This is a genomic window from Bradyrhizobium genosp. A (genome assembly GCF_049949275.1).
Taxonomy (GTDB): Bacteria; Pseudomonadota; Alphaproteobacteria; order Rhizobiales; family Xanthobacteraceae; genus Bradyrhizobium.
This window is the reverse complement of sequence record NZ_CP188196.1, coordinates 3,868,369-3,881,836: the sequence shown is the minus strand read 5'-3', so window position 1 is coordinate 3,881,836 and position 13,468 is coordinate 3,868,369. Positions and strand designations below refer to the sequence as shown.

14 protein-coding genes are annotated in these 13,468 nt (G+C 63.6%); 6 read left to right on the top strand and 8 right to left on the bottom strand.

What is annotated here, in order from left to right:
* The first annotated feature begins 64 nt into the window (after positions 1 to 64).
* From ACP2YP_RS17835 to ACP2YP_RS17820, 4 genes are all read left to right on the top strand, one after another.
* Positions 65 to 694, top strand: a complete 630-nt coding sequence (locus ACP2YP_RS17835) for a CvpA family protein (protein ID WP_027535210.1) — start codon at positions 65 to 67, stop codon at positions 692 to 694.
* 28 nt (positions 695 to 722) lie between these two features.
* Positions 723 to 2,234 (top strand): amidophosphoribosyltransferase, encoded by a 1,512-nt coding sequence (gene purF, locus ACP2YP_RS17830; protein ID WP_426425677.1) that lies wholly within the window; start codon positions 723 to 725, stop codon positions 2,232 to 2,234.
* A gap of 157 nt (positions 2,235 to 2,391) precedes the next feature.
* Positions 2,392 to 3,135 carry an SDR family NAD(P)-dependent oxidoreductase gene (locus ACP2YP_RS17825; RefSeq protein ID WP_426425676.1) on the top strand — a complete coding sequence of 248 codons (744 nt, stop codon included), beginning with the start codon at positions 2,392 to 2,394 and terminating at the stop codon, positions 3,133 to 3,135.
* A gap of 223 nt (positions 3,136 to 3,358) precedes the next feature.
* The gene (locus ACP2YP_RS17820) at positions 3,359 to 4,585 is read left to right on the top strand and encodes an ABC transporter substrate-binding protein (RefSeq protein ID WP_426425675.1); all 1,227 of its coding nucleotides are present in this window, start codon (positions 3,359 to 3,361) and stop codon (positions 4,583 to 4,585) included.
* A gap of 206 nt (positions 4,586 to 4,791) precedes the next feature.
* Here ACP2YP_RS17820 and der read toward each other — a convergent pair whose 3' ends face one another.
* From der to ACP2YP_RS17805, 3 genes are read right to left on the bottom strand one after another with little or no spacing between them, the layout of a single operon-like run.
* Positions 4,792 to 6,174 (bottom strand): ribosome biogenesis GTPase Der, encoded by a 1,383-nt coding sequence (der, locus tag ACP2YP_RS17815; RefSeq protein ID WP_426425674.1) that lies wholly within the window; start codon positions 6,172 to 6,174, stop codon positions 4,792 to 4,794.
* 50 nt (positions 6,175 to 6,224) lie between these two features.
* Positions 6,225 to 6,785, bottom strand: a complete 561-nt coding sequence (locus ACP2YP_RS17810; RefSeq protein WP_426425673.1) for a hypothetical protein — start codon at positions 6,783 to 6,785, stop codon at positions 6,225 to 6,227.
* 41 nt (positions 6,786 to 6,826) lie between these two features.
* Positions 6,827 to 7,480: a tetratricopeptide repeat protein gene (locus tag ACP2YP_RS17805; RefSeq protein WP_426425672.1), complete on the bottom strand. Its 654-nt coding sequence runs from the start codon at positions 7,478 to 7,480 to the stop codon at positions 6,827 to 6,829.
* A gap of 320 nt (positions 7,481 to 7,800) precedes the next feature.
* On the opposite strand from ACP2YP_RS17805, the gene ACP2YP_RS17800 reads away from it, so the two are divergent.
* Positions 7,801 to 8,016: a hypothetical protein gene (locus ACP2YP_RS17800; RefSeq protein WP_426425671.1), complete on the top strand. Its 216-nt coding sequence runs from the start codon at positions 7,801 to 7,803 to the stop codon at positions 8,014 to 8,016.
* 20 nt (positions 8,017 to 8,036) lie between these two features.
* Here ACP2YP_RS17800 and ACP2YP_RS17795 read toward each other — a convergent pair whose 3' ends face one another.
* The 3 genes from ACP2YP_RS17795 to ACP2YP_RS17785 form a co-directional block, all read right to left on the bottom strand.
* Positions 8,037 to 8,621, bottom strand: a complete 585-nt coding sequence (locus tag ACP2YP_RS17795) for an NnrU family protein (protein WP_426425670.1) — start codon at positions 8,619 to 8,621, stop codon at positions 8,037 to 8,039.
* Positions 8,622 to 8,806: 185 nt separating this feature from the next.
* Complete coding sequence (locus ACP2YP_RS17790) at positions 8,807 to 9,385, bottom strand: hypothetical protein (RefSeq protein WP_426425669.1); 579 nt, start codon at positions 9,383 to 9,385, stop codon at positions 8,807 to 8,809.
* 102 nt (positions 9,386 to 9,487) lie between these two features.
* On the bottom strand, positions 9,488 to 11,107 hold the full coding sequence (locus ACP2YP_RS17785; RefSeq protein ID WP_426425668.1) for a peptide chain release factor 3: 1,620 nt from the start codon (positions 11,105 to 11,107) through the stop codon (positions 9,488 to 9,490).
* 158 nt (positions 11,108 to 11,265) lie between these two features.
* Here ACP2YP_RS17785 and sugE point away from each other — a divergent pair, with 158 nt between their 5' ends.
* Positions 11,266 to 11,580, top strand: a complete 315-nt coding sequence (sugE, locus tag ACP2YP_RS17780; RefSeq protein ID WP_426425666.1) for a quaternary ammonium compound efflux SMR transporter SugE — start codon at positions 11,266 to 11,268, stop codon at positions 11,578 to 11,580.
* A 20-nt stretch (positions 11,581 to 11,600) separates the two neighbouring features.
* Here the strand turns inward: sugE and ACP2YP_RS17775 are convergent, their stop codons facing one another.
* Positions 11,601 to 12,569, bottom strand: coding sequence for a branched-chain amino acid ABC transporter permease (locus ACP2YP_RS17775; RefSeq protein WP_426425664.1), 969 nt, complete (start codon positions 12,567 to 12,569; stop codon positions 11,601 to 11,603).
* A gap of 1 nt (position 12,570) precedes the next feature.
* Positions 12,571 to 13,434: a branched-chain amino acid ABC transporter permease gene (locus ACP2YP_RS17770; protein WP_027535195.1), complete on the bottom strand. Its 864-nt coding sequence runs from the start codon at positions 13,432 to 13,434 to the stop codon at positions 12,571 to 12,573.
* Positions 13,435 to 13,468: the final 34 nt, after the last annotated feature.

Below are 13,468 nucleotides of genomic sequence, written 5' to 3'. Positions count from 1 at the left end.
GGGCGGCGGCCAAACACCGATTCGCTGAGCACCCTTTGAGCGTACGAGCGGACCAGACCAGCCGATGCCAGTAACACTCCTCGACCTGATCCTGCTCGGTGTGATGCTGATCTCGGGCCTGCTTGCCATGGTCCGCGGCTTCATGCGCGAAATCCTCTCGATCGCAGCCTGGGGCACGGCCGCGATCGTGACGCTATATTCGTTCTCCAAACTGCTGCCGACCGCCAAGACCTATTTCAACAACGACACCGTCGCGAGCGTGGTCGTGGTCGCCGGCGTGTTCGTCGGTACCCTGGTCGTGGTCTCCGTGATTACGGTCCGGATCTCCGACATGATCCTGGATTCGCGCATTGGCGCGCTGGACCGCACCCTTGGGTTCCTGTTTGGATTGGCGCGCGGGCTTTTGATCGTCGTGGTGGCCTTCCTGTTCTTCACCTGGCTGGTGCCGGACAAGCAGCGCCCCGACTGGGTCACGGGCGCGAAGTCCCGCGTGGTGCTCCAGGGAACCGGGGACTGGCTGATGTCCCTCTTGCCGGATGACCCCGAGAACACCATCTTGAAGAGATTCAAGAAAAACAAACCAGATGATGATCAAGCTGATACCGAGCAGCAGCCTTCGGGCAGCGGCGACGGATACAGTAAACCTGCTCGTGACAGCCTGAAGAAGCTGATCGAGAAACCTGCGGCGCGTTGATTTAGCCCTAACGAAAGGCGCGGACGAGATGCGACACCCTGACCAGGACGCCCATACTGAACTCGATCCCGGCTCCGCCGCGCTAGAGCTTCAGGACGACCTGGAGGGAGATACGCTGCGCGAGGAATGCGGCGTGTTCGGCATCTACGGACACCCGGACGCCGCTGCCATCACCGCCCTCGGCCTCCACGCTCTTCAACACCGCGGCCAGGAAGCTGCCGGCATCGTCTCCTACGACGGCAGCCGCTTCCACAGCGAACGGCGTCTCGGCCTCGTCGGCGACACCTTCTCCCGCCGCGAGGTGATCGACCGCCTGCCCGGCAACATGGCGGTCGGCCATGTCCGCTATTCCACCACTGGCGCGACCATCCTGCGCAACGTGCAGCCGCTGTTCGCCGAGCTTAATGCCGGCGGCCTCGCAGTCGCCCACAACGGTAACCTCACCAACGGCCTGACGCTGCGCCGCGAGCTCGTGAAGCACGGCGCGATGATGCAATCGACCACCGACACCGAGGTGATCCTGCACCTCGTCGCGCGCTCCAGGCGCGCCCGTTTCATCGAGCGCTATATCGACGCGCTGCGCGAGATCGAAGGTGCTTACGCGCTGGTCTCGTTGACCAACAAGAAGCTGGTCGGCGCGCGCGATCCGCGCGGCATTCGCCCGCTGGTGCTCGGCGAGCTCGACGGCTGTCCGATCCTGACATCGGAGACCTGCGCGCTCGACATCATCGGCGCGCGCTTCGTGCGCGACATCGAGGCCGGCGAAGTCATTGTGTTCGACGAGAACGGCCAGGACATTCACAAGCCCTTCCCGCCGATCGCGCCGCGGCCCTGCATCTTCGAGTACATCTATTTCTCCCGTCCGGACTCCATCGTCCATGGCCGCTCGGTCTACGAGGTGCGCAAGGCCTTTGGCGCACAGCTTGCGCGCGAGAGCCATGTGCCGGTCGATGTCGTCGTGCCGGTGCCGGATTCCGGCGTGCCGGCAGCGGTCGGCTACAGCCAGCATTCCGGCGTGCCGTTCGAGCTTGGCATCATCCGCAACCACTATGTCGGCCGCACCTTCATCCAGCCGACGCAGGCGATCCGCGAATCCGGCGTGCGCATGAAGCATTCGGCGAACCGCGCCGCGATCGAAGGCAAGCGCATCATCCTGATCGACGACTCGCTGGTGCGCGGAACCACCTCGAAGAAGATCGTGCGCATGATGCGCGATGCCGGCGCCAAGGAAGTGCATTTCCGCCTCGCCTCGCCGCCGATCCTCTATCCCGATTATTACGGCATCGACCTGCCCGACCGCGGCGGCCTTTTGGCCGCGACGCATTCGCTGGAGGAGATGCGCGAGATCATCGGCGCGGACTCGCTCGCCTTCCTGTCGATCGACGGCATGTACCGCGCCATGGGCGAGCCCGGCCGCGACCCGGCCAATCCGAAATTCTCGGATCACTGCTTTACCGGCGCCTATCCGACCCATCTCACCGACCAGACCCAGACCGAGCCGCAACCGCGCCAGCTGTCGCTGCTGGCGGAGGCGAGCTGACGGCGCAGCCGTCATCCCGGGGCGGTCCGCAGGACCGAACTATGGTGCGCAATTGCGCACCTGAGGATCTCGAGATTCCGGGTTCGATGCTTTGCATCGCCCCGGAATGACAGTCGCGGGGGCTTGTCCCGACTATCCACGTCTGTAAAACGCGGCCATGACAAAACCCCTCGCCTCCCGCATCGCTCTCATCACCGGCGCCTCGCGCGGCATCGGTTTTGCCACGGCACTCGCGCTGGCGAAGGCCGGTGCGCATATCGTTGCCACTGCGCGCACGCAAGGCGGGCTCGAGGAGCTCGACGACGAGATCCGCAAAGTAGGTGGCAGCAACGCTACGCTGGTCCCGCTCAACCTCACCGATTCCGACGGGATCGCGCGGCTTGGGGCCGGCCTGCACGAGCGCTATGGCAAGCTCGACATCCTCATCGGCAATGCCGGCGTGCTCGGTCCCTCCTCGCCGGTCGGCCATATCGAGCTCAAGACGTTCAACGACGTCATGGCCGTCAACGTCTCCGCGAACTTCCAGCTGATCCGCTGCATGGAGCCGCTGCTGAGGCAGTCCGATGCCGGCCGCGCCGTCTTCATCACCTCGGGAGCCGCCAATAAGGCGACCGCCTATGTCAGCCCCTACGCCGCCTCCAAGGCCGCGCTGGAGACGCTGGCACGCGCCTGGGCGCAGGAGACCGCGAACACGAAGCTGCGCGTCAACCTGTTCAACCCGGGTCCCGTCCGCACCCGCATGCGCGCCACGCTCATGCCGGGCGAGGATCCCGCGACGCTCGACACGCCCGAACAAGTCGCCGAATTCATCGTCCCGCTGTGCACGCCCGACTGGACCGAGACCGGCAAGTTCTACGACTACAAGACGCGCAGCCTGATGAGCTACCGCGCGCCGGCATAGGTATCCCCTATCGTGGTCGCGCCTTGCGGCCCGATGACGGGTTGATGAAATTTGCATCAGTGCCGGGCTTGCCGGATTAACCGATCGCTCCGACCGCTACGATTAGCGCATTGCCGCAAGCCTTGAGACAGGCTATCGGGAATCCAAGATCGTGACCGATCGCGCCGATGGTCGAAAGCCCCGTCCAAGAGGGCCGCCTCGGCATCAACAGGAGGGAAACACCATGAAGAACGCTCGCGCGTGGCGCTATGCCGCGCTGTTGACCTGTGCCGGCCTCGGCTTTGCCGGCTCGGCTTCCGCCCAAGACAAGACGGTGAAGATCGGCGTGTTGAACGACATGTCGAGCCTCTACGCCGACATCGGCGGCCCCAACTCGGTGGCTGCGGCCAAGATGGCGGTCGAAGATTCCGGCATGAAGGCAAAGGGCTGGACCATCGAGGTTCTCAGCGGCGACCACCAGAACAAGCCGGACATCGGGGTCAACATCGCCCGGCAATGGATCGACAACGACAGGGTTGACGCGATCGCCGACACGCCCACGTCCAGCGTCGCGCTTGCCGTCAGCAATATGGTGAAAGAGAAGAACTCGGTGCTGCTCAATTCTGGTGCGGCCACGGCTGATCTCACCGGCAAGGCCTGCACGCCGAACACGATCTCCTACACCTACGACACCTACATGCTCGCCAACGGCACCGGCAAGGCGCTGACCAAGGTTGGTGGCGACACCTGGTTCTTCCTGACCGCAGACTATGCCTTCGGCCATGCGCTCGAGCGCGACACCAGTGCCGTGGTCACGGCGAACGGCGGCAAGGTGCTCGGCGGCGTCAAGCATCCGCTCAACACGTCAGACTTCTCGTCGTTCCTGCTGCAGGCACAGAACTCCAAGGCCAAGATCGTCGGCCTTGCGAATGCCGGCGGCGACACGACCAATGCCATCAAGCAGGCTTCCGAATTCGGCATCGTCCAGGGCGGCCAGAAGCTCGCGGCGCTCCTCCTCTTCATCAGCGATGTCCATTCGCTTGGGCTGAAGACCGCTCAGGGGCTGACTTTTACCGAGTCGTTCTATTGGGACATGAACAACCAGACCCGGGAATGGTCCAAGCGCTTCGTCAAACTGTCGCCGAAAGGCACAATGCCTTCGATGGATGCGGCAGGCGTGTACGGAGTCGTGCTGCATTACCTCAAGGCGATGGAAGCCCTCGGCGGCAATCCGCATGACGGCGCCAAGGTCGTCGCCAAGATGAAGGAACTCCCGACCGACGATCCGGTATTCGGCAAGGGCACAGTCCGCATCGACGGTCGCCACATCATCCCGGCCTATCTGTTCGAGGTGAAGAAGCCGGAGGAGTCGAAGGGACCGTGGGACTATTACAAGCTGGTCGCCACCATCCCGGCGGAAGACGCGGCCAAGCCGCTCAAGGACAGCGAGTGTCCGCTGGTGAAGAAGTAGGCCAAGTCAACGCTGCTGTAGGGTGGGCAAAGGCGCGAGAGCGCCGTGCCCACCAGCTCTCAGTAAACGAAGAAGCGGTGGGCACGCTTCGCTTTGCCCACCCTACGAAACCGCCTTCGTCCGAGCCACTGCGCGATGAAATTGACGACCGATAGCGCTGCTGCCAGTCCCGCGTTAGAGCGCGCCTTGCGCCATCGCCTCGCCGCTCACGACGGCCGCTTGCGCTTGTGGGCGAAGGGATTGGCCTTCTCGCGCAAGGTGATGCGCACCGGCGTGCCCGGAAGGTCGAAAGCCTCACGCATCGAGTTAATGAGGTAGCGCAAGTAAGACTGCGGCACGGCATCCGCGCGCGAGCAGAACAAGACGAAGCTCGGCGGGCGCGCTTTGGTCTGCGTGATGTAGTTCAGCTTCAGCCGGCGGCCGGACACGGCCGGTGGCGGATTGGCCTGGACAGCTTCCTCGAACCAGCGGTTCAATGCCGAGGTCGAGACACGCCTGTTCCAGAGTGCATAGGCATCCTGGATCGCCTGCATCAGGCGATCGATGCCCTCGCCCATCAGGCCGGAGACGGCGACGATCGGCACGCCCTTGACTTGCGGCAGCCAATGATCGGCGTCGCGGCGCAAGGCCGAGATCGCGCCGCCGCCCTTGGTCTCCATCAGATCCCATTTGTTGACGGCGAGCACGACCGCGCGGCCCTCGCGCTCGATCAGATCGGCGATACGCAGATCCTGCTCCTCGAAGCGGTTCTGCGCGTCCATCATCATCACGACGACTTCGGCAAAGCGCACCGCGCGCAACGCGTCGGCAACCGAGAGCTTCTCCAGCTTCTCTTCGATGCGTGAGCGGCGACGCAGACCTGCCGTGTCGAACACGCGAAATTCGCGGCCCTTCCAATTGATCTCGACCGCGATGGAATCGCGCGTGGTGCCGGCTTCCGGGCTCGTCAGCAGGCGCTCCTCGCCGAGCAGATGGTTGATCATGGTCGACTTGCCGGCATTGGGACGGCCGACGATGGCAACCCGGATCGGACGCGTCGCGGCCTCTTCCTCGGTGAGCGGCTCGTCGTCCTCGGTCTCATCCTCGTCGACGGGCTCCGGCATCAGCTTGGCGAGCGCGTCGTAGAGTTCGCCCATGCCCTCGCCGTGCTCGGCCGAAATCTGGATGGGATCGCCGAGGCCAAGCGCAAAGGATTCCATTGCGCCGGCGTCGCCGTGCTTGCCTTCGCTCTTGTTGGCGACCAGCAGCACCGGCTTGTTGGCCTTGCGGGCGAAATCGGCGAAGGCGCGGTCGGTGGGCGTGAGGCCGATGCGGGCATCGATCACGAAGAACAGTGCATCGGCCTGCGCGATCGCAGCCTCGGTCTGCTCCTGCATCCGCGCCGTCAGCGAGCCCTTGGCACCTTCGTCGAGGCCAGCGGTGTCGATGATGGTGAATTCGAGATCGCCGAGCCTGGCCTCGCCCTCGCGGCGGTCGCGGGTGACGCCGGGCAAATCATCGACAAGCGCGAGCTTCTGTCCGACCAGGCGGTTGAACAGCGTCGACTTGCCGACATTGGGTCGGCCGATGATGGCGATCGTAAAGGACATTGGTCATTCGTGCGCCGTGGAAGTAGCGCCTGTCAAATCGGTGAAAAATATCAGCGCGAGAAACTGCCGCTGGGCATCGGTGCCGGGAAGGCCCCCTGCGTCTGCTGTGGCTGGGTGGTTTGAGCCGATTGCGCCGGCTGCTGAGCGGTTTGATCCGGCGGCGGCGCAGTGGTGCGCTTGCGGACGATCTTGTGCTTGGGCTGCGCGGCGGCCGGCGCTGGCGCCGCCTCGGGCTGGGCCTCGCCATCGACCTCGCCGGCCGGCGCTTCAGCCGGGGCGGCTGCGGTCGCGGCCGGCTGCCTGGCCTTCTTGCCCTTGGCGGATTTCGACGGTTTCGCCGGCTCAGCGGGCGGCGGCTCGGCCGGCAGCGCCGCAACGGCAGGCGCATCCTGCTGTTGCTGGGCGCCCTTGTACATGTCCTTCGGCACGCCCTGCTCGAGACCCGGCACGCCCTCGGGGAAGACCGGCTTGCGGTCGCCCGGCAGCTTTTTCTTGGTGTCGAGGAAGTCGAGCAGATCGCTCGGATCGAATCCGCCGCTAGAGCAGCCGCCCAGGAGGCCCGTGAAGGCGATCAGGACGGCGGCTGCGATCAAACGTGGCGTACGGCGCATATCGATATCTCGTCTTAGCTCACTTGACCGTCAGCTCTTGATCAGCTCTTGGCGACGGGCGGCAACAGGGCCTGAAGCGCTTCGGCGCGCGAGCGCAGGCCCGGCGGCGTTTCGCCGTCCTCGGCGATCGCGTCGACCCATTTGCGGGCCGCGGTCATGTCGTTGTTGCGCCAGGCCGACAGCGCCAGCAGCTCGCGGGCGCTGTGGCGGAAGGTCGATTTGGGCTCGGCAGAAGTCTCCAGCCGCTGCTGGATGTCGGCGTAGCTCGCGCTGTCCACCAGCAGGCCGGCGGCGCGAATCTTGGCAAGATCCCGCCACTCACTGCCGATGCTGCTGTCAGCGGCGATGTCGTCATACATCTTGGCGGCAGCCTTGGGATCGCGGGCGGACGCCTCAGCTGCGGCGCGCAGCCGCGCCAGGGTACGGTAGCCAGATGGGGCCTTGGCAGCGAGATCGGCAAAGGCCGTCTCGGCCTCCGCGTGCTTGCCCTGCTCCGACAGCTCGACGGCCTTCTCGAAGATCGCACCGGCCTCGGCGGCCTTCTTGGACTCCAGATACTGGTAGCCGCGCCAACCGCCCACGGCCGCCACGACCAGCACCATGAGGGCGATGAAGTACAGCGAATATTTGTCCCACAGCTTTTTGAGCTGCTCGCGACGTACTTCCTCGTCGACTTCGTCAAATAATTCAGACACTTAAGACTATCCCATCCCCGGCCGGGAGCACGCGCCCAACCGGCGCGACAGAAAACCCGTCCCCACGTGGCGGCGGCGATACCCTATCGATATGGCGCTGGCAAGGCAAAGCCAGCCCGATCAAGGCGTTAACCGGAACCATCCTTGTCATGCGATTCGTGCGTTGACCGTGGTAAGCGAGTTGCAGCTGGTTCACTGCTCCGGAGTTGTACCTTCCAGCAATGCAAGGCAACGTGTAGCCTGCCGGAACAACGTCAGATTGTGAAGGACGAGCGATGCCCCGATTGAATTATGTTACTCAATCTCCGGAAAACGTCAGCGTGGCCTATGCGGAGATGCCGTCCGGCGCGGAGATCTTGTTCGTCAACAAGACATCCGGAGAAAAGATAATACCGTCAAACAGCGACGCACTTGCCAAAGGCGGAGACGGGTCGGCGGATATCGCAATTCCGGACCATCACAGTGGCGATTATTTCCTCCTGGCGCAGAAAGCTGGCGAGTATCTCGCGCAGACCGTCGCCTTCACGCTCCGGTAGGTCGGCCACCCCTGCTGCCGTCATACTCCCACAACGGGCACACCGATTACGACGGGGTGGAACGCGAAGGCGAGCGCGAGATAGGCTACGATACCGACCGCGACTGCGATCAGGTCGTTAGTGACGCCGCCCACCGGAATCGGCGGCGCGCCGGGGTCGGTGCGATGTTTCAGCGAAATGCGGTCATACACCCCCCAGCCCAGGAACGAGCCGAACAGGATGATGGAGCCGAGATCGCCATTGGCGAGCAAATGCGCCGCCGCCCACAGCTTGACGCCGGCGAGCATCGGATGCTTCACCGTCGCATAGATGCGGCCGCGCAAGTAGGAAGCGACCACCAGGATGACGGCGGGCAGCATCAGCGCGACCGTGATGTGCTTCATCGCCTTCGGCGGGTACCAGACATCGATCCAGCCTGAGCTGCGATAATGGCCAAAACCCCAGACGATCAGCGCCAGTCCCGCAAGCGAGACGACAGAATAGAGGATCTTGTAGGTCCCCTCGCCCAGCCGCGCGATCGCCTGCGCCCGCGCGTCTCGTTTCGTCGTGAAAACATGGGCGGCGAAAAACAGCACCAGCCCCAGGATCATGACCAGCAGACCCACGACATCCTCCCCTCAACCAGCGCCCCGCCTCTGAAGTATCATCGATTGGCCGCCGGTCGCAACTCTCACTCCTCATGGTGAGGAGGCGCAAAGCGCTCGAGCCATGCAGGCCCGGCTGCCGCAACGGCGGGGCCCTCATCCTTCGAGACGCGCGCAAGCGCGCTCCTCAGGATGAGGAGATAGAGCTATTTTCCGAAATCGCGATTATCGACGTAGCGGATCGCGATCGGACGCCCGGCCAGGGCACCACCGAGGCCGCTGGTGAATTTCAGCGGCAGGCAGGCATTCAGCGATGCATTGATCGCATTGAGATAGGTCGTCCTTGTATCGGCCGGGACGCCTGCGGTCGCGTAGGTCAGGCGCGGCGGGCCGATCAGGCCGCCGGTCTTGTTGAAGCTGAAGCGCACCGACATCTGCATTCCGGTTCGGGCATTGTCCGACGGCGGCGACCAGCAGGTGCGCAGCTCCGCGAAGAGGTCGCCGATCGTATCGAGATCGTGATCAGGCTTCTGGTATCTGGCGCGGTCGGCGTCTGACGGGACGCTCTCGATCGTGAGCTGGAGGTTCTCGCCGTAGGGATAATCGATCTCGGGAATGCAGGGCCCGGGATCGAGCGGGCTGCAATAGGACGGTGTGCAAGGACGATTGTCGAGCACGCTGCACGGCTCATGCGCAAACGGGATCGGATTGATCTGGCGGTGCTGCGCATTGGTAGCGACCGCAGAGATCGCCAGCAGGACCAGAACGAGGATAGCGCGCCACATGCTTTGAGCTCGCGATGTCACGTGATGAAACGTGGCACCGTCTGCGAAGGCGTCAAGTCCGCGGGCGTTCACATGCTCGCGCTTAAACGGCCGGGCTTCGCCCTACCCCTTCTTCTTGACGTCCTTGACGTTGGTGAACGCGATGCCCTCGGCGCGTTCCCTGGTGTAGCCGAGATAGAACTCGTTCCGGGCCAGATATACGGGGTCGCCGTCGACGTCGTCGGCGATGCTGGAGGTGTTGGCCGCGATGAAAGTATCGAGCTTCTTGCGGTCCTCCGAGGAGACCCAGCGCGCGAGCTGGAACTCGCTCACCTCGAACTCGACCGGCAGCGAATATTCCGCCTCGAGCCGTGCCTTGAGCACGTCGAGCTGCAGCGCGCCGACCACGCCGACCAGCGCCGGTGCGCCGTCGCGCGGACGGAACACCTGCACGACGCCCTCTTCCGACATCTGCTGAAGCGCTTCCTTCAGCTTCTTCGCTTTCATCGCGTCGGTGAGACGGACACGGCGGACGATTTCAGGTGCGAAGCTCGGCACGCCGACGAAATTGAAATCCTCGCCCTCGGTCAGCGTGTCGCCGATGCGCAGCGTGCCGTGATTGGGAATGCCGACGACGTCGCCGGCAAAGGCCTCGTCCGCGACCGAGCGGTCCTGGGCAAAGAAGAATTGCGGGCTCGACAGCGGCATGCTCTTGCCGGTGCGCACCAGCTTCGCCTTCATGCCGCGGCTGAGCTTGCCGGAGCAGAGCCGCGCAAACGCGATGCGGTCGCGATGGTTCGGATCCATGTTGGCCTGGATCTTGAAAACGAAGGCGCTCATGCGCGGATCGGTCGCTTCGACCTTGCGCTGATCGCTGTCCTGCGCACGCGGCTCGGGCGCGAATTTGCCGAGGCCCTCCAGCAGATCGCCGACGCCGAAATTGCGCAGCGCGCTGCCGAAATAAACCGGCGTCAGATGGCCCTCGCGAAACGCGTCGAGCTCGAATGGCTTGGAGGCTTCAGTCACGAGCTCAAGCTCGTCCTTCACCCCGGAGACGTCGAGGTTCGCATTGAGCTTGGCGAGCTCAGCGATCTCGATCTGCTGCGCAGCGCCCGTCTTGGCGCCGCCGCCTTCGAGCAGGCGTACGCCGCCATTGACGACGTCATAGGTGCCGAGGAAGTCGCGGCCGCGGCCGACCGGCCAGGTCATCGGCGTGGTGTCGAGCGCCAGCGTCTTCTCGATCTCGTCGAGCAGCTCGAAAACGTCACGGCTCTCGCGATCCATTTTATTGATAAAGGTGATGATCGGGATGTCCCGAAGACGACACACCTCGAACAGCTTTCGCGTGCGCGCTTCGATGCCCTTGGCTGCGTCGATCACCATCACGGCGGAATCGACCGCCGTGAGCGTGCGATAAGTGTCTTCCGAAAAGTCTTCGTGGCCCGGCGTATCCAGCAGGTTGAACACGAGGCCTTCGAACTCGAAGGTCATGACCGAGGTCACGACCGAGATGCCGCGCTCGCGCTCGATCTTCATCCAGTCCGAGCGGGTGTTGCGCCGCTCGCCCTTGGCCTTGACCTGGCCGGCCAGATTGATGGCGCCGCCGAACAGCAGCAGCTTTTCGGTCAGCGTGGTCTTGCCGGCGTCCGGGTGCGAAATGATCGCAAAGGTGCGCCGCCGCGACACTTCTGCGGCAAGCGGGGAACGGGCCGGCGATTCGGCTGTGGTGGCGATGTCGGACATGGCGGGAGCGTTTGGCAGGGAAAAGGGGCCTGATCAAGCCTGATTTGGTGATTGCGGAGCCCTTCGGCCAGCCCCATATCGTCCTTTTGGGAGGGACGGCCCTCCTTTTCACAAGTCATTAGCCGCGGGGACGACCCTGCCTTGAATGGAGGGTCGTCATGGCCTGGAGCATCCTGTTCGTCGCCGGTCTTCTCGAGATCACCTGGGCGATTGGCCTGAAATATACCGAGGGATTTACCAGGCCGGTTCCGTCCGTCATCACGCTCGCGGCCATGGCCGGCAGCGTGATCCTGCTCGGACTCGCGCTCAAGTCACTGCCCGTCGGAACCGCCTATGCAGTCTGGACGGGCATCGGCGCGGTCGGCACCGCGACGCTCGGCATCATCCTGTTCGGCGAACCCGCCACCGGGCTTCGCCTCGCCAGTATCGGCCTGATCGTGGCCGGCATTGTCGGGCTGAAGCTCGTTACTTGATTGGCACCGAACTCAGCAACTTAGAGCGAGCGCCGGAAGTAATGGGCAATTTCGCCAACGACGCCACGGCGGAAGGTGAGCACGCAGATCACGAAGATCGAGCCCTGGATCACCGTCACCCACTGGCCAAAGCCGGCCAGATATTGCTGCATAGCGATGATCGCGAAGGCGCCGACCACCGGACCGAAAATGGTGCCGAGACCGCCGACCAGCGTCATCAGCACGACCTCGCCCGACATCGACCAGTGCACGTCGGTGAGCGAAGCGTTCTGCGCCACGAACACTTTCAGTGCGCCGGCAAAGCCGGCCAACGTCCCCGACAGGACAAACGCCAGGAACTTGTACTGGTCGGTCCGGTAGCCGAGCGAAATGGCGCGCGGCTCGTTCTCGCGGATCGACTTCAGGACCTCGCCGAAAGGCGAGTTGATGATGCGATAGATCAGCAGGAAACCCGCGAGGAAGCCGACCAGCACGACGTAGTAGAGCACGGTCGGCTTGGACAGGTCGAGCACGCCGAACATATGCCCCTGCGGAATGCCCTGGATGCCGTCCTCGCCATGGGTGAACGGCGTCTGGAGATAGATGAAGTACAGCAGCTGCGACAGCGCCAGCGTGATCATCGAGAAATAGATGCCCTGGCGGCGGATCGAGATGTAGCCGGTGATGAGCGATAGCCCGAACGCCGCGGCGATGCCGACGAGGATACCAAGCTCGGGCGGCAGCGCCCATACTTTCAGCGCGTGCGCACTGCAATAGCCGGCGGTGCCCATGAACATCGCGTGGCCGAACGACAACAGGCCGCCATAGCCGATCAAGAGATTGAAGGCGCAGGCGAGCAGCGCGAAGCACAGCGCCTGCATCACGAAGAACGGGTAGATGCCGCTAAACGGCACCGAAGCCAGCAGCAGCGCCATCACCACGAACACAATCATCTCATCACGCATCGCGCGCGGGGTCATTGGCAGCGTGTCATCCGTCAAGGCTGTCATATCAGGCTGCCCTTCCCGTCAATCCCGTTGGCTTTACCAAGAGCACCAGCACCATCAGCACGAACACGACGGTATTGGAGGCCTCGGGGTAGAAATATTTGGTCAGGCCCTCGATCACACCGAGCGCGAAGCCGGTGATGATGGAACCCATGATCGATCCCATGCCGCCGATCACCACCACCGCGAACACCACGATGATCAGGTCGGCGCCCATCAGCGGCCGGACCTGGTTGATCGGCGCGGAGAGCACGCCCGCGAGTGCGGCCAGGCCGACGCCGAGGCCGTAGGTCAACGTGATCATGCGCGGCACGTTGATACCGAAGGCACGCACCAGCGTTGGATTTTCAGTGGCGGCGCGCAAATAAGCGCCGAGCCGCGTCTTCTCGATCAGGAACCAGGTCGCAATGCACACGACCAGCGAGAAGATGACGACCCAGCCGCGGTAGACGGGTAAGAACATGAAGCCGAGATTCATGCCGCCCTTAAGCTGGTCCGGAATGGCGTAAGGCATGCCGGAGGAGCCAAAGTAGTTCTGGAACACGCCTTGCACGATCAGTGCGATGCCGAAGGTCAGCAGCAGGCCGTAGAGATGGTCGAGCCCGGTCAGCCATTGCAGCATGGTCCGCTCCAGGATCATGCCGAAGATGCCGACGATGATCGGCGCCAGCAGCAGCGCCCACCAGTAATTGATGCCGCCGAGGTTCAGCAGGAAATAGGCAACGAAGGCGCCCATCATGTAGAGCGCGCCATGGGCGAAATTGATGATGTTGAGCATGCCGAAGATCACGGCGAGCCCGAGACTGAGCAGCGCGTAGAACGAGCCGTTGATCAGTCCCACCAGTAGCTGTGCGTAGAGAGCCTGCATCGATCCAGCACCCAGTCCCTTCGGCGTTCCCAAA

What these genes read in the sequence shown, in the direction of transcription:
- ACP2YP_RS17835 (WP_027535210.1), top strand. Translation starts at nt 65, where the DNA reads ATGCCAGTAACACTCCTCGACCTGATCCTGCTCGGTGTGATGCTGATC.
- purF (WP_426425677.1), top strand. Translation starts at nt 723, where the DNA reads ATGCGACACCCTGACCAGGACGCCCATACTGAACTCGATCCCGGCTCC.
- ACP2YP_RS17825 (WP_426425676.1), top strand. Translation starts at nt 2,392, where the DNA reads ATGACAAAACCCCTCGCCTCCCGCATCGCTCTCATCACCGGCGCCTCG.
- ACP2YP_RS17820 (WP_426425675.1), top strand. Translation starts at nt 3,359, where the DNA reads ATGAAGAACGCTCGCGCGTGGCGCTATGCCGCGCTGTTGACCTGTGCC.
- der (WP_426425674.1), bottom strand. Translation starts at nt 6,174, where the DNA reads ATGTCCTTTACGATCGCCATCATCGGCCGACCCAATGTCGGCAAGTCG.
- ACP2YP_RS17810 (WP_426425673.1), bottom strand. Translation starts at nt 6,785, where the DNA reads ATGCGCCGTACGCCACGTTTGATCGCAGCCGCCGTCCTGATCGCCTTC.
- ACP2YP_RS17790 (WP_426425669.1), bottom strand. Translation starts at nt 9,385, where the DNA reads ATGTGGCGCGCTATCCTCGTTCTGGTCCTGCTGGCGATCTCTGCGGTC.
- ACP2YP_RS17785 (WP_426425668.1), bottom strand. Translation starts at nt 11,107, where the DNA reads ATGTCCGACATCGCCACCACAGCCGAATCGCCGGCCCGTTCCCCGCTT.
- sugE (WP_426425666.1), top strand. Translation starts at nt 11,266, where the DNA reads ATGGCCTGGAGCATCCTGTTCGTCGCCGGTCTTCTCGAGATCACCTGG.
- ACP2YP_RS17775 (WP_426425664.1), bottom strand. Translation starts at nt 12,569, where the DNA reads ATGACAGCCTTGACGGATGACACGCTGCCAATGACCCCGCGCGCGATG.
- ACP2YP_RS17770 (WP_027535195.1), bottom strand. Translation starts at nt 13,434, where the DNA reads ATGCAGGCTCTCTACGCACAGCTACTGGTGGGACTGATCAACGGCTCG.